The 19913-nt window shown below is 59.5% G+C and carries 21 protein-coding genes and 1 pseudogene; 2 read left to right on the top strand and 20 right to left on the bottom strand.

Translation table 11 applies throughout. The features are described 5' to 3' along the window. Window positions 1–10 precede the first annotated feature (10 nt). The 11 genes and pseudogenes from ACTJKM_RS32355 to ACTJKM_RS32305 all read right to left on the bottom strand — a co-directional run bounded on the left by ACTJKM_RS32355 (window position 11) and on the right by ACTJKM_RS32305 (window position 9175). Window positions 11–1204: an MFS transporter gene (locus ACTJKM_RS32355; RefSeq protein ID WP_440661628.1), complete on the bottom strand. Its 1194-nt coding sequence runs from the start codon at window positions 1202–1204 to the stop codon at window positions 11–13. 384 nt (window positions 1205–1588) lie between these two features. Further along, window positions 1589–1744 carry a hypothetical protein gene (locus ACTJKM_RS32350; RefSeq protein WP_440661627.1) on the bottom strand — a complete coding sequence of 52 codons (156 nt, stop codon included), beginning with the start codon at window positions 1742–1744 and terminating at the stop codon, window positions 1589–1591. A 65-nt stretch (window positions 1745–1809) separates the two neighbouring features. Then, window positions 1810–2568, bottom strand: coding sequence for an SDR family oxidoreductase (locus ACTJKM_RS32345; protein WP_440661626.1), 759 nt, complete (start codon window positions 2566–2568; stop codon window positions 1810–1812). 55 nt (window positions 2569–2623) lie between these two features. Then, entirely contained in the window at window positions 2624–3034 is a 411-nt protein-coding gene (locus tag ACTJKM_RS32340) for a cupin domain-containing protein (protein WP_058328408.1), read from the bottom strand. A 146-nt stretch (window positions 3035–3180) separates the two neighbouring features. After that, a complete protein-coding gene (locus ACTJKM_RS32335) occupies window positions 3181–3429 on the bottom strand; it encodes a hypothetical protein (protein ID WP_440661623.1) in 249 nt (82 codons plus the stop codon). A gap of 125 nt (window positions 3430–3554) precedes the next feature. Beyond that, window positions 3555–3695: pseudogene (locus ACTJKM_RS32330) on the bottom strand (mechanosensitive ion channel family protein); the annotation flags it as partial. Window positions 3696–3843: 148 nt separating this feature from the next. After that, window positions 3844–4209: a response regulator transcription factor gene (locus ACTJKM_RS32325; protein ID WP_058328411.1), complete on the bottom strand. Its 366-nt coding sequence runs from the start codon at window positions 4207–4209 to the stop codon at window positions 3844–3846. Window positions 4210–4512: 303 nt separating this feature from the next. Continuing rightward, on the bottom strand, window positions 4513–5478 hold the full coding sequence (locus ACTJKM_RS32320; RefSeq protein WP_440661621.1) for an MBL fold metallo-hydrolase: 966 nt from the start codon (window positions 5476–5478) through the stop codon (window positions 4513–4515). Window positions 5479–5633: 155 nt separating this feature from the next. Beyond that, the gene (locus tag ACTJKM_RS32315) at window positions 5634–7220 is read right to left on the bottom strand and encodes a DHA2 family efflux MFS transporter permease subunit (RefSeq protein ID WP_440639219.1); all 1587 of its coding nucleotides are present in this window, start codon (window positions 7218–7220) and stop codon (window positions 5634–5636) included. Further along, window positions 7217–8311: an HlyD family secretion protein gene (locus tag ACTJKM_RS32310; RefSeq protein WP_058328413.1), complete on the bottom strand. Its 1095-nt coding sequence runs from the start codon at window positions 8309–8311 to the stop codon at window positions 7217–7219. Before ACTJKM_RS32310 ends, ACTJKM_RS32315 begins: the two co-directional genes overlap by 4 nt. A gap of 111 nt (window positions 8312–8422) precedes the next feature. Next, window positions 8423–9175, bottom strand: a complete 753-nt coding sequence (locus ACTJKM_RS32305) for an SDR family oxidoreductase (protein ID WP_058328414.1) — start codon at window positions 9173–9175, stop codon at window positions 8423–8425. Window positions 9176–9405: 230 nt separating this feature from the next. Between ACTJKM_RS32305 and ACTJKM_RS32300 the strand changes: the two genes are divergently transcribed. After that, window positions 9406–11001 (top strand): winged helix-turn-helix domain-containing tetratricopeptide repeat protein, encoded by a 1596-nt coding sequence (locus ACTJKM_RS32300; protein ID WP_440661618.1) that lies wholly within the window; start codon window positions 9406–9408, stop codon window positions 10999–11001. A gap of 433 nt (window positions 11002–11434) precedes the next feature. Continuing rightward, complete coding sequence (locus ACTJKM_RS32295; protein ID WP_058328416.1) at window positions 11435–12070, top strand: response regulator transcription factor; 636 nt, start codon at window positions 11435–11437, stop codon at window positions 12068–12070. Window positions 12071–12129: 59 nt separating this feature from the next. On the opposite strand, the gene ACTJKM_RS32290 is transcribed toward ACTJKM_RS32295, so the two are convergent. The 9 genes from ACTJKM_RS32290 to ACTJKM_RS32250 form a co-directional block, all read right to left on the bottom strand. Then, on the bottom strand, window positions 12130–12762 hold the full coding sequence (locus tag ACTJKM_RS32290; protein WP_058328417.1) for a response regulator transcription factor: 633 nt from the start codon (window positions 12760–12762) through the stop codon (window positions 12130–12132). A 119-nt stretch (window positions 12763–12881) separates the two neighbouring features. Then, a complete protein-coding gene (locus ACTJKM_RS32285; RefSeq protein ID WP_440661645.1) occupies window positions 12882–14141 on the bottom strand; it encodes an alpha/beta hydrolase in 1260 nt (419 codons plus the stop codon). 691 nt (window positions 14142–14832) lie between these two features. Then, window positions 14833–15870: a Gfo/Idh/MocA family protein gene (locus ACTJKM_RS32280; RefSeq protein WP_058328418.1), complete on the bottom strand. Its 1038-nt coding sequence runs from the start codon at window positions 15868–15870 to the stop codon at window positions 14833–14835. A gap of 2 nt (window positions 15871–15872) precedes the next feature. After that, entirely contained in the window at window positions 15873–16316 is a 444-nt protein-coding gene (gene aroQ / locus ACTJKM_RS32275) for a type II 3-dehydroquinate dehydratase (protein WP_058328419.1), read from the bottom strand. Between the two features lie 33 nt (window positions 16317–16349). Then, the gene (locus ACTJKM_RS32270) at window positions 16350–16718 is read right to left on the bottom strand and encodes a 5-carboxymethyl-2-hydroxymuconate Delta-isomerase (RefSeq protein ID WP_058328420.1); all 369 of its coding nucleotides are present in this window, start codon (window positions 16716–16718) and stop codon (window positions 16350–16352) included. Window positions 16719–16732: 14 nt separating this feature from the next. Then, the gene (locus ACTJKM_RS32265; protein WP_058328421.1) at window positions 16733–17593 is read right to left on the bottom strand and encodes a shikimate dehydrogenase; all 861 of its coding nucleotides are present in this window, start codon (window positions 17591–17593) and stop codon (window positions 16733–16735) included. A gap of 18 nt (window positions 17594–17611) precedes the next feature. Beyond that, window positions 17612–18385 (bottom strand): amino acid ABC transporter ATP-binding protein, encoded by a 774-nt coding sequence (locus ACTJKM_RS32260; protein WP_058328422.1) that lies wholly within the window; start codon window positions 18383–18385, stop codon window positions 17612–17614. Window positions 18386–18392: 7 nt separating this feature from the next. Then, window positions 18393–19217, bottom strand: coding sequence for a transporter substrate-binding domain-containing protein (locus tag ACTJKM_RS32255; protein ID WP_058328423.1), 825 nt, complete (start codon window positions 19215–19217; stop codon window positions 18393–18395). Between the two features lie 41 nt (window positions 19218–19258). Then, window positions 19259–19909 carry an amino acid ABC transporter permease gene (locus ACTJKM_RS32250; protein ID WP_058328424.1) on the bottom strand — a complete coding sequence of 217 codons (651 nt, stop codon included), beginning with the start codon at window positions 19907–19909 and terminating at the stop codon, window positions 19259–19261. Between the last annotated feature and the right edge of the window lie 4 nt (window positions 19910–19913).

The following is a 19913-nucleotide window of genomic DNA, read 5'->3' as shown; positions in this document are numbered from 1 at the left end:
CTTTTGGGGCCTATGTCGGCGAACTGGGAAGCCGGCCAACCAAGCCTCGTGCCGCAAATGCTCGACCGACGACGAACATGGCGAGAATCCATGCGGCCACCGTCATGGCAACGCACACCACTGCGAGGCTTGCGTATCCCGAAGCGGCAACAACTGCCCCTGCAAAAATCGGCCCTGCTGCAAATCCGAGCAGGTACGCCGACCCGGCGACTGCCGCCCAACGCCCGCTGTGGTCCAACGCTGCAGCCAGACCGAACAGATACGGTAGCGAAAAATAGTACAGGACGGCGGAGACAATGACCGCCACACTGTACGCCACCGGGTCTTTCCAAAGGCAAAGGACGAATGCGACGAGCATGTAGCCAAGGCAGAATGCTGAGATCGGGATCGCCCGCCCCCAGCGAACATTAAGTGCGGTGGCCGCGCCCGCCCCGGCAAGACCGACGACGGTCGACACCGTGAGGATGTACCCGACCGCGGCCGTGTCCAGACCGATACGCTCGCCCATTGGTCCACTGAACGCAAAGAGACCGGCAGAGACCGCCACGTAAAGAACGATTGCGACAAACAGCAGGCTTCCGAGCAGCGGGACGGACGGCATCGCCCGGGTCTCGGCATGCTTCAGAGCTCTAAGATCCGGGATGAGAAGCAGAAGCGGTGAAATTGCCAGTGTCATGGCCGCGATGAGAGCGAAAATCCCTCTATGGGCATATGTCGCGGTCACTTCACCGCCTATACTGAACAGCGCCACGCTGCCGATTGCCCAGACGAGCTGGAACGAACCGAAGATCCGTTCCGGATTGCGGCAATGGGAGGCGACGATGCTGAGCGACATGGCATAGAGCGCTCCCTCGCCAATGCCCGCGAGGCCCCGTAGCAAAATAAGCGAAGCCCACCCATCGGCGGTAATCGAGGCCGCTTGGGCCGCCAAGGTCAATGCCAGCGCAAACATGCCGGCGCGCCGATAGGATACCCGCGGTAGGACGGGCGCAATCAAGATCGCGGTGGCGGCCAGCGCCAGAAGTTCGACAGAGGCCACGATGCCGGCGTCGCGCTCGGACAGCGCAAGACCGTCAATCAGTCCCGCGACCACAAAGGGCGACATTTGCGGAACGAGGCCACCGATCACCTGGCAGGCTGTTGCACCAACCCGAAGTGAAATCGGATCGCGAGACGCGATCGGGTCAATTGAAAGATTGGCCATGGCTCGGTCTCCCGGCCGGTTCTGGTTTGTCGATAATCACCTTGGCATTCCAGGCCATGAGCGTCGGCGATTTGCCGACGCGATTCAAATACCGATTCAGTTCTTGTCGAGCTTCAATTTTTGCACGAGCTAGACTCTGCTGACTACATTTGTCTTGATAAGTCCCATGCAATCACAGCTTCGATCCGGTCGCTAGCTCCCACAACTACCATGATCGAGGCGGATTTGGATGAAAAACCTTGGTTTTACTCCTTACCTTCGGTAGTAAATCCTCGAGAAAGAATGCCCTGCTCGATTGCGACCATCATGAGCCTTCTGCCGAGTTTACCCAGGGTCTCGGATGCAGCCCGATTGGGCGCATGCGGCATTCCACGTCGGACGACGTCACTGCGCCAGCATGCCAATTTTCGCCACCTGTGAAGAAGCTGTGCAGCAGAGGCTGCAAAAGTCGATCGCGTTGGTGAAACGGGATTCGGCGGTCGCTTTCGCCTCGAGCTCGTTCCAGAGCGAGCGAAACTCTCTCGACGGATCCTGCGGCAAGATCGACCAGTTCCTTGGTGGCCGACACGCATTGTATCCGCGCATCGGCCTCCGCTTGATAGGCCTCAGGCGGCAGCCTGAGGATGTTGAGCATTCCAGGTCCTGAAGTCCAGTTTGCCGATCTTGGCCGGCCCGAGGGGAACCAGCGACTGATCGTCGACGCGCGAGCCGAAATACTTGGCATCAGGGTCGGCAACAACCTTGCGGCCATCGCCGACAGCTGCGAGATACTCGGAAATGAAATCGCTCATGGGCTTCTTTTCCGGACCGGCGATTTCGATCGTTTGGTTCTCCGGTTTTCCGATCGCCGCTTCGGCGACAAAGCCCGCGACGTCGTCTGCAGCGATGGGCTGGAACGCGCCCAATGAGACACGGACGGTCCCGTCGACCGTTGCCTCGTCGGCAATGCCGCCAAGGAACTCCAGGAATTGCGTCGACCTTACAATGGTGTACGGGACACCGCCCTTTTTGATCAGGTTTTCCTGCGCGACTTTCGCGGGGAAATAGCCGTTGTCGGGCGACCGTTCGATACCGACGATGGAGAGCGCAACGTGATGGCCGACACCGGCCGCCAGTTCCGCCTTGAGCAGGTTGGAGGTCGACCGTTCGAAGAACGAAAGAACGGCGCTTGGTTCGAAGGAGGGTGAATTGCTGACGTCGAGCACCACCTGGGCGCCGGCTAGCACATTGGCCAATCCTTCGCCTGTGAGGGTATCGACGCCCGTGGACGGCGCTGATCGCACAACGTCGTGGCCCTTGTTTCTAAGGCGCTCTGCAACCTTTGACCCGATGCGGCCGGTGCCGCCGATAATGACGATTTTCATGGTTCTGCTCCTTGCAAGCTCGGCGATAGGTCATCGCAACTGGTTTCGAAGGGCTCTAGTTCGCGGGCAACACCATCTCCGTTTCGGTGGTATCGAGGACAAAAACGGCCAGAATCTTCGCCCGCTCGCTGTCGCTGGCGTTCGCGCTTACGCGGTGATGATCACCCGGAACTTCGGCCCAGTTCTCACCCGTCTTGTAGACTTTCACAGGACCGTCGTTGATCTGACTCTTGATGCTGCCTTCGATCACCGTCGCGTAGATAAAAGCGCTCTTGGGGTGCGTGTGTGACGGGTTGTGCCCGCCGGGGCCGTATTCGACCAGAACGCCGCGCATACTCTTGCCGGGTACATTCGGAAGCGCGTGGTCGAACACCACTGTGACCTTGGCATTATAGGGCTCGTCGGAGGCCGCTACCGGTCCGGTGATCAGCGTCGCAACCAGCAAACCACTCGCTAATCTTCGCATGGATTTCTCCTCCATTCACGTTATTGGCAACGTGTGGGATCGTATGGCCGGCTTCTGGGAAGAAACAGATATACGTAGGTTTGCCGCAGCGGCGATGTTAACTCTGGAGAGGTCGTGCCTTAGCTCGAGAACGCCGCGTAACCGCTTCAGCTTTTCGCGCTCTCTCGTTGGCTTCGAAAGATGGATCGGATTGCGTGAAGCAGATCCAGTCTGCGCCGCTCACGCTGGTTCGCAGGCAATTCCGAGTTGGCTCCGAGCGCCTCCCGTTGTGCCAGACCGGCCGCCAGATCCTCCGCAATTTCCGGGCGCTTGAGCAAAAGTGGTGCGAACGCTGCCTGACCGACCTCATAGACGGCGAGGCGGGTGACAGCATGGAGGTCATGCTTCTCTTTCATGCCGGCGAGCAGGCCATGTTCGCCGCCAGGCGTGCGATCTCCTTCTCGCCACTCTTTATCGCGACTACGCCATTCTTGATGATCATCAGGTTGGCAAGCGACCGGCCTTCGCCGACAATTTCGGCTGCGGTCATTGCCGCAAAGAACGCGATCTGCACGACCAACCGCGCCGTTGGACGCACCCTGCCCTGCAGGTGCCAGACAACATTTCCAGCGAGGCCAAGAACACAAACGAGCACAGGAAGCACTTGGGTTTGCTGGTCCATTTCCGGTCTCCTGGCGAAACCGTACGAGCTCTTTCGTCCGAGCGAAGACGAAGCGCATGGGCGCGAGCGCCGCGATCTTCGGATACAAGCAGGATTGCTGCCAGATCATCCTGGCGCGCAGAGTCTCTCGCTGTCCGCTCTTCCCCCGCTATAACTGTCGGATGGATCTTATCAGCCTGTCGCTGTTTAACGGCTTACTCAGAAACTCCGATGCCCCGCCCTTCAACGCTGACGCCTCGGCGTCGGCGTCTGCATAGGATGTCATGATCAATACGGGCTGTTTGTGCCCTTGCGTCCTGAGCATCCGAAGGAGCTCTAATCCGGACATACCAGGCATACGCAGGTCGGTCAGGATACAATCGGCCGTTCTGAATCCTTCCCGGGAAATGAAGTCTTCGGCGGACTTATATACTTCGCCGATTATGCCTACGGTTTCCAAAAGATCCTGCAGAGCCAACCGCAGGTTGCGATCGTCATCGATTATCGCGACAATCTTCGCTCGAGATCCGGACATCCGTGGCAATCTTTTCTGAAAAAGGGGCCGTGTCGTGGTTCGTCTAGCACCTTCAAGCAGGCATACAGAAAATGAGCAGCGTATTCTGGTTACATTCGCCAGCGTATCACGATTGTATTCGCCCAAAAGACATACCAACGTTTGCATCGCCTTCAGTGCTTTCGGGGGAGTACGAGGGCGAGACCGCCCTCGTTGCCGTATAGTGCGGCGCCATCAGCCGTGCTCTGGCTCTCAGGGAAGCTTGGCGCGCGGAGGACAAGACGAACCGATGGTTCTTGTGAGGCCATCGCTCAGCTAAACCCGTCAGTAATCCCAGAAGACCGGGACCCACCGGAAGCGGTCGCCGTCGACTGCTACATGCCCTACGGACGGGAACGGCAGGTGAGTGGCCACCAGCGACGATCCTGTCTCCGCCAGTTCCGTCAAGAGACGCACCCGAACGCGAGCCGCCTCCTCGGGGTCGTGCTCAAAACCGTTGTACCAGTCGGGATGGTCGAAAGCGACCGCGAACAAGGCGTCGCCGGCAAACATCAGCCGGTCGCCGCCTGAGGCCACACGGACCACGCAGTGTCCAGGCGTATGGCCGCCGGTGCGCTGGGCGACCACACCCGGTGCTACCTCGCACTCCTCCTCGAACGGCCACAGATGATTGCGGTACTCGTTCGCGAACCGATTGGCAGTCGCCCGTAGAGCATCCGGGAACCCCTGCGGCATGACTGCGTGCGAGAAATCCGGCGATTCCCAGAATTTGATCTCGGCGGCTGCCACGTGGATCCGCAAGTCCGGACGCAGTTGTTCCTTCACGCCATCAACGAGCAGTCCGCCAATATGGTCCATATGCATGTGGGTGAGAACCACGTCGGTCACCGATCCGAGGTCGATGCCCGCGGCCTCCAGCCGCCTGATCAGTTGACCCGCCCGCGGCAGGTTCAAGTCCGGATCCAGGCCAAGCCCGGCGTCGATGAGTGTGGTTTGGGCGCCGCTTCGTACCACGATCACGTTCAGAGACCAGTCGAAAGTATCCGGTGGCAAGAACATGCCGTCGAGCCAAGCTGCCCGATCGGCCGGGTCGGCATTGTGTCCCAACATCGTGGTTGGCAGTGGCAGCACCCCATCGCTGACCACCAGCACCTCGATGTCACCGACCCGCACCGCGTAACGCGATGGAACCAGTTCTTCAGGCACCGACCGACCACGGCGTGAGGGGTCCAAGGTTGTGTTTGTATCTTGCTGATCAATCGTATGGGATCTTGCTTCTACCTGCGCCATGATACCCTCCTGTTTGCCTGATCGAGACGTGTCGCTCACGGGGCATGGGGTGGAGTCTAAGTTGGAGAGGTGTTGAGGGTCGAGCTATACCTGGGTTTAGGGCAGTCTGTGCGGTCGACGACCGTCGCCTGACTCGGATGCCACGCATCCTGGCGCTACTGCGTGTGGCGCGCCTTCGCTCGACGGGCAAATCCGACCTTGATTGCCACGAGCAGGGGCGCCGCGACGACAAACAGAAGTGCCACGGCGTTGAATGCGGTGTCGAAGGCGATCACGACAGACTGACCGGTAACGGCGCGGCCGAGAAGTGCGATCGCGGCTCGGCTGGCGGGAACGGCATCCATCCCCCTCGCAGCGAGCATGGCAGTGGTGCTGGTCAGGCGTTCAATGACGGCCTGACCTCCGGCATTGATGCTGGAGCCGAGGACCGCAACATTGGCGGCAATGTTATGGTCGATAAGGGTCTGAAGCCCCGCGACGCCAATAAGGCCCCCGAGCTGGCGCCCGGTGTTGAAAAGCCCGATCCCGGACGCGAGGTTTCGCCCACTGAGATTGCTAAAAGCGATCAGCGTGATCGACAGAAACAGGAAGCCAAGGCCAAGGCCACGCAAAAGGATCGCGGCCATCATGTCGTCCGCACCGCTTTCACTGGTCGACCCGGACAGCATCCACATTGCAATCATGATCAGCAGGATACCGAAGGGCACGGTTGCGAATGGAGCAATACGACGGACCTGCATGAGAAATGCGGCAAAGAGCAGCGCCCCGACAAAGAGCGCGCCGCTCGGCAGGAGAAGTAGGCCCGCTTCGGTTGGCGTGAACGCCAGAACGGATACGGCAAAGGACGGGATCAGGAATGCGCTCCCGAACAGTGCGGCACCGGCGACGAAACTGACGATAAAGGCGAAGGCGAAGTCTTCCGACCTGAACAGGGTAAAATCGAGGAGGCCATTGCCCTTGCGGAGCGCCTGCTGCCCCAAAAACATGAGCAGTGAGGCCACGCCCACCACGGACAGCCAAAGGATGCGCGGTTCTTCGAACCAGTCCCAGCGACTTCCCTGGCTGAGGACATAGGTGGAGCAGAAAAGCACGACCGAGATAAGTATCAATCCGATCCAATCAAACGGACGTGGCCGCACTGTGGTGGGCGCCGGATCATCGGCCATCAACAGAAGCCCGGCGGCGGCCAAGGACAGGATGACATTGCAGTAGAAGATCCAGGTCCAGGACTGGTTGTCCAGCAGCCACCCCTGCAGCGCCGGAGCGATCGTCGCGGGAGCGACAACGGCACCCATCGCAAACAGCGCCTGGAGGATTGGCTGATGCGCGCTCGGAAAGGCGAAGAAGATGATGGTCTGCCCTGCGACGAGGAGGGTGCCGCCGGCGAGACCTTGCATGACCCTGAGGGCAATCAAAAGATCCAGCGATGTCGTCACGGACGCGATGCCGGACGCAAGTCCCATGATGAGCGTCGAGACGATAACGAGAGTGAGCGGTCGGATACGGCCCAGCATCGAAGCAGCGACCATAAAGCCGATGAGCTTGAAGGCGGTGTAATCGACGTCAAGCCAGGCGAACTCGTCCGGCGTGGCATAAATGTCGCCAATGATATCGCCGCGTCCGAGCGAAAGAACGGTGCTGGCAATCGCCTCCGTCAGTGCCGTCAGCACGATACCGATGACAAGCAGCGCGGCTGACGCAGACGTGTCGCGGCTTCTGGTAGTGGCTACGTGCGAGGTCATGACCCGGTCCCGAGATAAACGTCCACCCTTGCGGACAGGCCGGGCACGAGGCGCCCAGTCAACGGGTTGCGCGCAAATCGGATCTTGACCGGCACGCGCTGGACGACACGAACGAAATTTCCGGTTGCGTTGTCTGACGGGAGCAGGCTGAAGGCCGAGCCGCTGCCCGGAGCGAAGCTGTCAACCGTGCCTTCAAGGACCTGGTCCGGATATCCGTCGATAGTGATACGGACGCGCTGGCCCGACTGGATGTGCTCAAGTTGCGTTTCCTTGAAATTGGCAACAACCCACACATCGTCGACCGGAACGATATCGAGCAGGGAGGTGCCCGGCGCGACGAACCGGCCGACGCGAACCTGACGGTTGCCGATAACGCCATCGACCGGGCAGCGGACGGTTGTGCTCTCCAGATCGATCTGAGCGAGATCGCGTGCGGCCTCTACCTGCGCCACGGCGGCGACGGCGGCTTCACGCTGCGCCGCGAGGACGGCGATGCGTTGCTTCTGCGCCTCGATCGTCGCAGAGGCCGCAGATACGCTTGCTTCTGTTCTCGATCGGGCCGCATCGCTTTCATCGACATGCGCCTGGCTGATGGTGTTGCTGCGGATCAATTCGCGCCGGCGTTCATACGCCTTGGCGGCCAGATTCATCTCGGCGACGGCCGAACGCTTCTGGGCTTCGGCCTGACGAATAAGGGCGTGCTGAAGCTCAGTCTCCGCATCGACATGGACGAGCCGGGCCTTTGCAGCTTCGACGTTGGCCTGAGCTTGCGCCAGGCGTGCCCGGTAGTCCCGGTCGTCGATCCGGAAAAGCACATCTCCCGCCCGAACTCTCTGGTTGTCGCGGACTTCGACGGCCACGACATAACCTGCAACCTTCGGCGCAAGCGACGTCACATCGCCGCGGACATAGGCGTTGTCCGTCGACGCCTCACCTCCCGGACGGGCCCAGGCCCAGCCGCCCCCGATGGCCACCACAGCGCCGAGACACAGCAACACACCAAGCTTCTTCCTCTTGCTGGATCGCTTCGGGGTGACGCCGACGGAGGCGCTTCCTGTGGCGGTGGTAATCTTGTCCTCGAGCGTATCCATTGTCTCAGTCCCTGTTGGGTTTCGTTGGCTGCGAAGCGACCTCGCGGCAAAGGGGATGTCGGAGCCGCGCGTCGAAGCACGAGCGCGGCCCCCTTGCCGGTCCTTGCGACTTCAGTACCCGACTTGCTGACCGACCCAATCATCGAACCGAATTGCGCCGAGCCGCGGGTTCTTGCCGGGGGTTAACGATTGGTCGTCGAGCAGTGCGCCGAAATACCGTGCATGAACGTCCGGGACGACCTTTCGATCGTCCTTTGTCGCCCGCAGGAAATGCCTGACCACCTCGTCGAGCGGTATGGCCTCCGGTCCGGCGACTTCGATCGTTCTGTTGAGCGGCTCTGCGAGCGCGACATCGGCAAGCGCCGCCACGACGTCGTCGGAAGCGATAGGTTGGAACAGCGCGGGCGATAGGCGAACCTCTCCGTCGACTGTTGCCGATTGCGCAATACCGCCGACGAACTCAAAAAACTGCGTGGCCCGCAGGATGGTATAAGGAATACCGGATGCCTTGATGAGGTTTTCCTGCGCGACCTTTGCCCGAAAGTAGCCGTTGTCGGGCAACCGTTCGCTGCCGACGATCGACAGCGCGATGTGATGGCGCACGCCGGCGGCAGCTTCCGCTGCCAGTAGGTTACGCCCCGACGTCTCGAAGAATTCGAGAACAGCCTTGTCGTCCCAAACCGGGGCGTTGGCGACGTCGACGACGACGTCGGTCCGATCCATCGCCGCGGCCAGGCCTTCACGCGTGATCGTGTTGACGCCAGTATTCGGCGCGGCAGCAAGCACATCGTGGCCGTGCTCGCGCAGGCTCTTCACAAGTTTCGATCCGATAAGGCCGGTGCCTCCGATGACGACGATCTTCATGGGTTCACTCTGCTTTTTCTCGACTGCACCATTGCCGCCGATCTGCGCTGAGAGTGCCCGTATGCTCTAAGGAAGTCCTTGGGCCTGTCTTGAATTACCCTTGAGGATAGCTTGATTGTCCGTCCAAGCGACTGTGTGATCTTGGCGGGATGCTCTAAGCACGCGAGGACGTGGTAGTTATCGGTGGATAGCAATCGCTGGCCAGGGAAAATCCGGCAAGGAGGGCTGAGGTGCAGTTCAAGTTCGCAGACTATCTGCTCGATCCGGAGCGCCGGGAATTGACCCTGCGCGGGCAGATCGTCGCCGTCGGGCCGCAAGTCTTCGATCTGTTGCTGCATCTCATCGAGAATCGCGACAGGGTCGTCGGCAAGGATGATCTGCTGCAGGCTGTCTGGGGCGGCAGGATCGTGTCGGAATCGACGATCACCAGCCACATCAACGCCGTTCGCAAGGCAATCGGCGACAGCGGCGAAGAACAGCACCTGCTCCGAACCATCGCCCGTAAGGGCTTCCGCTTCATTGGCGCGGTCAGCCCCTTAAATGTTGGTAACGGGGATCTTGCCGAAGGGCTGGGTGCCGCCGTCGGCAGTCCAAGCGAGGCAAGCACGGCGCCGCCTGCGCTCCCCCTGCCCGACAAGCCCTCCATAACCGTCTTGCCCTTCCAGAACCTGAGCGGCGATCCGGAGCAGGAATATTTTACGGACGGCGTGGTGGAGGACATCATCACCGCACTGTCACGGTTCCGCTGGCTCTTCGTCATCGCGCGCAATTCAAGCTTCACCTACAAGGACCGCGCCGTGGAAGCGACCGAAGTGGGGCGCGAACTTGGCGTGCGCTATGTTCTGGAAGGAAGCGTGCGGAAATCCGGAAAAAAAGTACGCATCACCGGCCAGCTCGTCGACGCCACGACCGGAGCACATCTCTGGGCGGAGCGTTTCGAAGGTACATTCGACGACATTTTCGAGCTGCAGGATAACATAGCCGAAAGCGTCGTCGGCGCGATCTCGCCGCAGCTTGAACGGATCGAGATCGAGCGCGCCAAGCGCAAGCCCACCGAAAGCCTTGATGCCTACGACTACTATCTTCGCGGCATGGCGAAACTGCACAGCGGGACCCAGGAGGCGCTCGAGGCGGCGCTGCCGCTCTTCTACAAGGCCATCGCCCTTGATGATGAGTTTGCTTCCGCCTATGCCGGCGCCGCCTGGTGCTTCTTCTGGCGAAAGCTCAACGGATGGATGGTCGACCGCACAGCAGAGATCGCTGAAGGCGCACGACTGGCGCGGCTTGCGGTTGAGCTTGGCCGGGACGACGCCGTGGCGCTGACGAGAGGCGGCCACGCACTCGGTCATCTCGCCGACGACCTCGATGCCGGCATTGCGCTGATCGACAGGGCTCGGTTGCTCAATCCGAACTTCGCGCTCGCGTGGTTTCTGGGCGGCGTGCTGCGGGTCTTCCGTGGTGAGACGGAGAGCGCGATCAAGGATCTCGCCCATGCCGTTCGCCTGAGCCCGCTCGATCCGGAGATGTTCAGAATGCAGACGGGCACGGCAATTGCGCATTTCTTTTCCGGAAATTATGACGACGCGTTAGTCTGGGCCGAGAAGGCACTTGCAAACCTGCCGAGCCTGCTGGTGGCGGTCGCGCTTACTTCGGCGAGCCATGCTCTTGCGGGCCGTCCCGACGAGGCAAGTCGGTACATGCAGCGCCTGCGGGCGCTTGATCCGGCGCTGCGCGTTTCAAATCTCAGAGATTGGCTTCCGATCCACCGACCAGACGATTTCAAGCGGTTTTCGGATGGATTGCGTCTCGCAGGCCTGCCGGAGTGACGGTGGCCCGCTTGCGTTTAGCCCGTGGGATGTTCCGCGGCTGACAAGGCAATGCCATCGCTACTGCGCCGTGAAGCCCTCCAAATCGGCCGGGATGTGACGGGCTCCGACATTGCCGCTTACGCATACTAGACCTAGGCTAGGCGATTAGACTGATCGCCAAAACTATACGGTGGTTTGGCCTGGCCTGTGCCATGCCGGTGGACCAAGACGCATGGGCCGAGCGCGCGTGGCGCGCTGGCTCCAGGACAAAGCAGGCGCCGGACACCGCTTGGCGGACGAGAGCACGAGTTGAATGGGGAGCAATCATTGTCCCGTGCCGCACCGATTCAACCGAGCACAAGTAAACGTTGGTTCTATAGACAACCTCGCCTCATTTTGTAGAATCGCCGCGCCAATGGATTGGCGGCCTCGACCTGCGGAGGGAGAAACGATGTCGGCGTATCAAACAACCGATATGCGAAACCCCACCGATGAGATGGTCTACATCATCGACGACGATGAACAGTTGCGGGCGTCACTGGTCGATTTTTTCCAGACAGTCGGTATCGATTCTGACGCCTTTGCGGATACGACGGATTTCAATCACCGTGCGGATCCTGAAAGAACCGGATGTCTTCTTCTGGATGTGCGGCTGCCTGGTCTTAGCGGCATTGAGTTTCAAAGAAAGCTGGCTGCAACGGGATCCGAGGTCCCGATCGTGTTCATGACCGGTCATGGCGATGTCTCGATGAGTGTATCGGCCATGAAAGCTGGGGCGGTCGATTTCCTGCTGAAGCCATTCTGCACGCACGATTTGCTCGTTGCCGTCAACGCCGCCATCGCAAGGGGGCGAGAGCAACGCGAGCTGGCTTCCAGACGCAGATATGTCGCGGAATGCGCGGCAAGCCTCACGCCGCGGGAACGCCAGGTCATGAAGCTCGTCACGGACGGCCTTATGAACAAGCAGGTCGCCTACGTATTGGGGATTAGCGAAATCATGGTCAAGCTTCATCGCGGCAGTGCCATGAGGAAGATGCAGGCGCGCTCGCTTGCAGACCTGGTAAAGAAAGCCGAACTCCTCCAGTAACGATGACTGACAGCGGATCTCGGGCGCGTCACCGTCTTCGGCTCTTCGATGCAACGCCGTCAGCGCCGCGCGTGCTCGACCGTACGGACCAACTCTGCGAGTGATTTGACCTGCATTTTCCGCATAAGGCTCATCCGGTGGAGCTTGACCGTCATCTCACTGATCCCAAGCTCGAAGGCGATCTGCTTGTTCATCAGACCACGGACGACGGCCTGCATCACTTCGTTTTCGCGCGGAGTGAGAGAACCTATGAGTTCGTCTATTTGGTCTTTTTCCGCAGAGTCTTTACGTCGCTCGCGATTGAGCTCGATGGCGTACTCGACCGCATCGAGGAGTTCCGTGGTGTCGAACGGTTTGGTTATGAAATCCGTGGCACCGGCTTTCATTGCACGCACGCTGGTCGGTATGTCCGCGAAGGCCGTCAAGAAAATCACCGGGAGACTGCTGCCCATGGTCGCTAACCGATCCTGAAGATCGAGCCCATTGAGCCCCGGCATTCTGAAGTCAACAAGAACGCACCCCGCCGCATCGATGTCGGCCGTTTCCAGGAACTCCTTGCCGTTGGCAAAGGCGGCTGCCCGCTTGTTGGTGGCGGCAAAGAGGTCAATCAGCGCGTCACGAATCTTCGGGTCGTCATCGATGACATAGACAATCGGACCAAGGTCTCCCGCGATGTCAGGTTGCTTCCGCATTGCGCTGGTGCTTCCCCATTGGTGGTCGCTGATGCGACCAAGATCGATCCGCGTCCTCGATCAGACATCGATGAAGATCGCGGTTTGGCCAAATGGTATTTGCGTTAAGGTCTTTCGCGCTACTGGTTACAATTCTCGCTCCTAGCCCGATTATTCTTCCCGCAAACGCTATTGGTCGTGGTCGTTCCACTGGATGGCCCGACAAGCATCTCGACATGCTGAGCGTAGTTTTGCCTTGTGTTCTGATCGACGATCGCGGCCGGAGCGGAAACAACCAGGCCCGCGGCGGTTCCAACTGTTTGCGCGGCTCCCGCCGTCGCTGCCACGATGTGGTCGCCAAGTCCCAGGCGACTGTCGGTTAAGGTCTGTCCGCTAGACAGACGAGTACCGATCAGTTGGACGATCTCTGGCGACTCCGCAAACTTGCTGTGGTGCAGATTGTCGCCCGCTTTGATCTTGGTGAGATCGATGACCGAGATTTCGTTCGCTGCCAGTTCCTCCTTGTAGGGAGACTGCTCCGGATCAATGGCGCCCAATCGGGAAACATTGCCCCAGACACGTCGAGAAACTGCGAGGGCGCGATCATCACGGGACACGAAAAGTGTAAAGCGCGGACGTTGTTTGCCCATATCGGCGATCTGCGAGCTGAAAACGTTGACGTCGACGTCCGGCGCCGCCAACATGACATTCTTGAACTTGCCCGGAAGTCCGTCATTGCGGATGGCCATCTGGCGCAGGGATTCGAGTGCAAGCCAGTTGCCCATCGAATGCGCGAGGATCGAGACCTCCTTCACCTCTGGATCGCGCGCCAGATACTGGAACAAGCTTTCCACGGCATTGCGCGTATAGTTCGTGCTTTCGCGATCGTAGCCATAGGCCAGAAGGCTGCCGCGAGATGGCCACGTTGCGAGCACCGGCACACTCCGGGCACCTGAATCGTGGACGATCTGCGCGAAGCGGAAGACTGCATCCTCGCAATGATTGTTGAACCCGTGGATGAAGACAAGGACGCTACCATCCGGGCTCTTTCGCACTTTCGTGTTCAACCAATTTTCGGCCGTCGCTCGGTTGATTTCCTCAGCTTTCAGCGTTGCGAAGTCCGTCTTCGGGTTGGGCGGAAGTTTGCGTGGCCAGGCGACTTCGCCCGCCTTACGGGCAGCGTCAGGCGGGATCGACACCGTAATGTCCGCAAACGTCGGACTAGGCGCGCGCTCGCCGCTAAACATTTCGCCTCGCTTTGTGGCTCGGCCCCGCGTCGTCGCGATCAACATCTCAACCTGGCTGGCCGATGAGACGGCTACGACTGGCTCGAGGACGCCTGTCGGCCGGCTTGCACAAGCAGAGAGCAGAGTGACGCTTAGGCCAACGACCAAGGATATATACGGTCTTGATTTCGCGCCACCGTTGGCGTCCAGGGGTAGGTAGCGCGTCAACTATTCACTCCTGTTAAGAATAACTGCATTTCGGTGGGCGGAGCTAGGATATTCCTCCCCAGCCAATTTTGCCCGGGCATTCCGAAAGGCAACCGGCAACGGACCGCGGGAATTTCGCTCGAATATCTCGCCTTGAAGGTTACTGCCGTTGGCCGTTCAGCAGCGCGAGCTCAACGCCGCCGGCTGCAACCGAAAGACCGAAACCCCATTCCAGTCGATACATTATGCGATCCTCGTGGCCCAACACTGAGCAGAGCACGGTGGTATCCCGGAAGCGGACATGCATAGATGCCGCCGAGTTGCAGGTTTGCGCCACTTCCAGACCTTACCTCGGAAGCTGCGATCGACGCGTTTCGACCCGTTGCGGACATCCGGCTCCAAGTACCGAATGACAAAAAGGCACGTCAAGGCGGACGTTGATTTCTGCGTTAAGTTGGTTCAAGCAGTCACCCAGAAATTCGATGAAGCGTTGCGTCGTTGCCGAAGCAGGCGCGTTTCGATGGCGGCGAAGACAGAGCGGCGGCGACGATTTCCTCCGCCGGAAGCGCGATGCCCAAAGTCGGTGTTGAGCCGGCGTTCTCATCGCATCGGATGCAAGGAGACGCGAAGGGCGAGCAGGCGGTCACATTACTCGGCGTCAGTTCAACTCGATACGTTCTCCCGTTGCCGCCGAGCGTTTTACCGCATCGACTACCCTCAAGGTTTCGAGCCCCTCACGCCCGCTGACAAGCGGCGGTTCGTCTCCGCGGATCACCTTGCAGAATTGCCTGATCTGCAGAACGAGCGGGTCCTCGTCGTCGACCTCGATACGCGTTTGGTCAAATGGTTCCCACCAACTCCGTTTACCAGGATTGCGCCAGACCTCGAGCGACGGAACAGCCAGCGACCCATGCGTTCCTCCGATCATGTAACAGGATTGCTCGGTTTTGGGATAAGCCGGATTCTCTCCGCTTGTCATCTCCCAGCTCCACGGTGCGACCACCGCGTCCGAGACTGTCGCAGTTCCCAAAACTCCATTCTTGAACTCGATCAGGATCACAGCCGTTTCCTCAACTGCGTTGCCGCGCACCGCGTTGGACTCGCATGCCTGAACCGCAGCCACATCGCCGAAAAGGTAGCGCAGATTATCGACATCGTGGATGAGATTGAGGAAAACCGGCCCCGCACCGCGCTCACGACGCCACGAGATGTCGAAGTAATCGTCGGGCTTGAACAGCCAGAACATCGCATTGACAACAAGAACGCGGCCGAGCTTCCCGCTTTCGATGATTTCCTTTGCCTTCTGCATCACCGGATTGTGTCGGCGGTGATGGCCGGTCAAAAGAGGAACACCTTTTGCCTCAGCCGCTGCGATCAGCTTTTCCCCGGATATAATGTCGTCGGCGATAGGCTTCTCGATGAGTGCGGGAACGCCGGCTTCAACGGCTTCCAACCCGCTCTGGACGTGAGCCTGGTTGGGCGTAGCCACGATGATCCCGTCAGGTCGGTCTGCGGCAATCATGTCCGCGAAGCTTGTAAACCACTTCACGCCGGCTTCCTTGGCAATAATCTCGCCAACCGGCGTGGGATCGACCACGGCACTGAGTTGCGCCGAGGGCTCGGCCAGGACGTGCTGAATATGGCGCTTACCGATGAGGCCTGCGCCAAGTACGGCCAGCTTGACCCGTTGGGTCATGGTCACCTCGCCGCCTTGATCATTGTCGCCGCGCGTCGGATGCCAAGCTGGTATCCTTCTGTTCCAAGGCCGCAGATCACGCCGTCCGCGCGGTGCGAAACGAACGAATAGTGCCGGAAGCTTTCGCGCTTATGCACATTGGAGATGTGGATCTCGATCACAGGCCCTTCAAATGTGTTCAGAGCGTCGAGGATGGCGAGTGAGGTATGGGTGAAGGCTGCAGGATTGATGACGATGCCCGCACCGTCCTCGCGCGCCTCATGAATCCAATCGATGATCTCGTATTCCCGGTTACTCTGATGAAAGCGGATTTCATGGCCGAGTTCGGCTGCCAGTTTGCGGCAGTCCGCCTCTACGTCTGCGAGCGTTTCATGCCCGTAGATGTGCGGCTGGCGTTTGCCAAGCAGGTTGAGGTTTGGTCCATTGAGAACGTAGATCAGGCTCATAGTATAGTGTCCTTGTTGAGCACGCCGTCCTGGTCAGACGAACGCGATTGCTTGAACGGCAAAATCAGGGTCCGACTCGTAGAGATCCACACGCAAGCCGAGCCTCCCAGCTTCGAGAGAAGGCGCGGCGATCTCCCGCGCGGCGTCGAGAACGACGGTGAGGAGTTTTTGCTTGGTCTCTGCAGTACGACCCGGTGCCATCCGCACGATGATTTGGATGAAATGATTATCGACATGCTCATCGCCCACGCAGGAGTATGCCGCCTCTCGCGCAAGCGTGCGCACGGCGGAGGGTTTCACAAGTCCGCCATCGCGAACGCAGCGATGCACGCTCAGCGTGAGCCGGTCCATGGCTACATGCTCGCCCGCGCCCCGGCTATAATCGATGATGATATGGGGCATTTGGGATCTCCCCATCAAGCCGACAGGCGGCACAAGTCCATAAAGTGACGGGACATGCGCTCTGCGTCGGGCGCTATCCCGGTGAACAATTCGAAAGCCGCTGCTGCCTGGTAGACGGTCATGCCGCCGCCACGAAGGGTCCGGCAGCCTTTTCTTTCGGCGAGAGCAAGGAGCTCTGTGACGAGCGGCATATAGACGATGTCGGCGACCCAATGCTGTGGCAGAAGCCATTCCGGGTCGATCGGCAAACCAGGATGGCTCTTCATACCCGTCGGCGTCGCATGAATAAGGCCGTCGGCGGAGCGCAGGGTGCTGCCGACATCCGTCGTGGCACGAGCGCAATCCCTTGAGAACCGATCGTTCAACTGCCCAGCCAAGGTTTCTGCTCGTTTCGAATCATGGTCAAAGATCGATAATCGCTTAATACCGAGCTTGATTGCAGCATGCGCCACGGCGACACCGGCGCCGCCGGCGCCAAGCAGGACGGCATGCGACTTCGCGACGTGCGGAAGGCCGCGCTGGAAATTCTCGTAGAAGCCGTACCAATCAGTGTTGTGGCCGATCCTCTCGCCGTCACGAAACACCACTGTGTTGACCGCACCTAGCATCTCTGCATCCTCGGAAAGGCGGCTGAGGTGGGCGATCACAGACTGCTTGCACGGATGTGTAATGTTGCTCCCGGCAAAACCGCGCCGCTCTTCCTCATCTAGGAGGTCCGGCAGCGCCGAGGCGGGAAGGCCTCGCTCGGCCAGATCGAGAAGCTCGTAACGGTAATCGAAGCCCTGATGTCGAGCCTCCGTTTCGTGGAGCGCCGGGGACTTTGACATTTGGATGTCGGCCCCGATCAGTCCCACGAGGAATTTCTTGTCGTGCATTGGTATCGCTTTCGAACGTCAGTGGTGGGCAAGGATTTCGCCGAGGAAGGTTTTCGTGCGTTCGTGCTTGGGAGACTTGAAGAAGATCTCCGGTTCGGCCTCTTCGACGATTTCTCCGGAGGCCATGAAGATGACGCGATCAGCGACCTGGCGGGCAAAGCCCATTTCGTGCGTGACACAGATCATCGTCATGCCGTCACGGGCGAGCCCGATCATGGTGTCGAGCACCTCCTTCACCATTTCAGGATCGAGGGCAGAGGTTGGTTCGTCGAAGAGCATGACCTTCGGCTCCATGCAGAGCGCGCGAGCGATGGCAACGCGTTGTTGTTGCCCGCCGGATAGCTGCGCAGGATACTTTTCGGCCTGATCAAGGATTCGAACGCGCTCGAGATATTTTCGAGCCAGTCGCTCTGCGTCAGCGTGGCTTGTGCCTCGAACACGCATCGGGGCGAGTGTACAGTTCTGAAGTACGGTCATGTGCGGGAAGAGATTGAAGCTCTGGAAAACCATTCCCACTTCGCGCCGTATCGCATCGACGGATTTGGTGCTTCCGTCCAGTACCTGACCCTCGACGACGATCTTGCCTTCCTCGATCGTTTCGAGGGCATTGATGCAGCGGATTAACGTTGATTTCCCGGAGCCTGACGGCCCGCAGAGGACGATTTTTTCGCCTTTGCGGACCGACAGACTGATGGATTTCAAGGCATGGAAAGCGCCGTACCACTTCTGCACATCCTCAAGGGAAATCAGCGTCGGTTGATCGTTTGCGGAATTGAGCACGGATCTCTCCATTTGGGCTTTAATTGACGGTGAACGGGATGTTCGGAATGGACTCCGGGAACTGCGGCAGATCGATCGCCATCCACTTCTTCGTGATGGCGGCCAGCTCACCATTGGCCTTGATCTTCTCGATGAAGGCGTTGACGGCTTCGTTCCAGTCCTTCTCGCCGAGACGGGTCCCGACGCCGTTGTAGGTCGTCAGAAAGTCAATCTTGCGCTCATAGGTGCCGGCACTCGCCGCATCCAGACGCTGACCATAGAACTGGTTGCCGCCAACCGCCTTTACCTGTCCGGAGACGAGAGCCTGGATGGTTGCGGCGTCGTCATCAAAGCGGCGGACCGTTGCGGTGGATCCGACGGCGTCCGTTACTGCCTTATCCTGCGAACTGGACTTCGGAACGCCGATCTCCCATCCCGCAACGTCTTCAGGCTTCGTAACCGTGTCGGACTTCGCGGCATAAAGCGAAATCGTGTTAGCGGCGTAGGGCTTGCTGTATTGAATTGACTTCGCACGTTCTTCCGTCATCGCCATCGTTGCGAACAGGATGTCGACTTTGCCGGTCGTAAGCGCAGGAATTCGGTTGGCAACGGCGAGCGGCTGGAATTGAACCTTCACGCCCAACTCCTTGGCAAAAAGGTTGGCGACGTCAGCGTCGAAGCCGTCCTGCAGACCGCTTGTGTTGACGAACCCCCATGGCGCATTGTCGCCCTGGATGCCGACCACAAGCGTGCCCTTTGCCTTGATTTCCTCTACAGTTGCCGCAGAGGCGGCGGCAGCGCCAACGGTTGCGAAGGCAACGGTTGCCAGTGCAAGTCCGAGAAAATTCCTACGATTGTTATGCATGCTTATTCTCCTCCTCAAGAGTTTCGCTTCGAGCGAAGCGGTTAGCGGGCAGCTTTCGCCATCCGTTTTTCGAGGCCACTTCCGGCATGGGAGAGCGGCCAGCAAATGATGAAGTAGATTGCGCCGACGATCCCGAAGACGAGCAGCGGACGATAGGTCTGGTTTGAAATGATCTGGCCGGCGCGAGTCAGTTCAATGAAGCCGACGATTGCTGCTAGCGACGTGCCCTTGATGAGCTGGACAAGGAAGCCGATCGTGGCCGGCATCGAGATTTTCAGGGCCTGCGGCAAGATGACATCTTTCATCCGCGAGACATAATGCAGACCGAGGGCGTTGGCGGCCTCCGTCTGGCCCTTCGGCACAGCCTCGATGGCGCCGCGCCAGATCTCGCCCAGGAAAGCACTGGCATGGAGCGTGAAGGCGATTGCGACCGCGATCCAGGCGTTGACCTCGACGCCCACCAGCGCAACGCCGTAATAGACAACGAAGAGCTGCATCAGAAGGGGCGTGCCCTGGAAGACGCCGATATACCCTGCGGTGATCGTCCGGGCGACCTTCGTCTTCGAGGTGCGCAGCAGCGCGATCAGGATTCCGAATATCCCCCCACCGATGAAGCCCACGATCGCGAGCAGCACGGTCCACCTCAAACCCTGCATCAGAAAGAAGAATTCATTTTCGCCGATGGGACCCATGGCT

It is taken from the genome of Ensifer sp. 22460, assembly GCF_052044935.1.
In the GTDB taxonomy this organism is placed as follows: domain Bacteria; phylum Pseudomonadota; class Alphaproteobacteria; order Rhizobiales; family Rhizobiaceae; genus Ensifer.
This window is presented reverse-complemented; position numbering and strand designations above follow the sequence as displayed.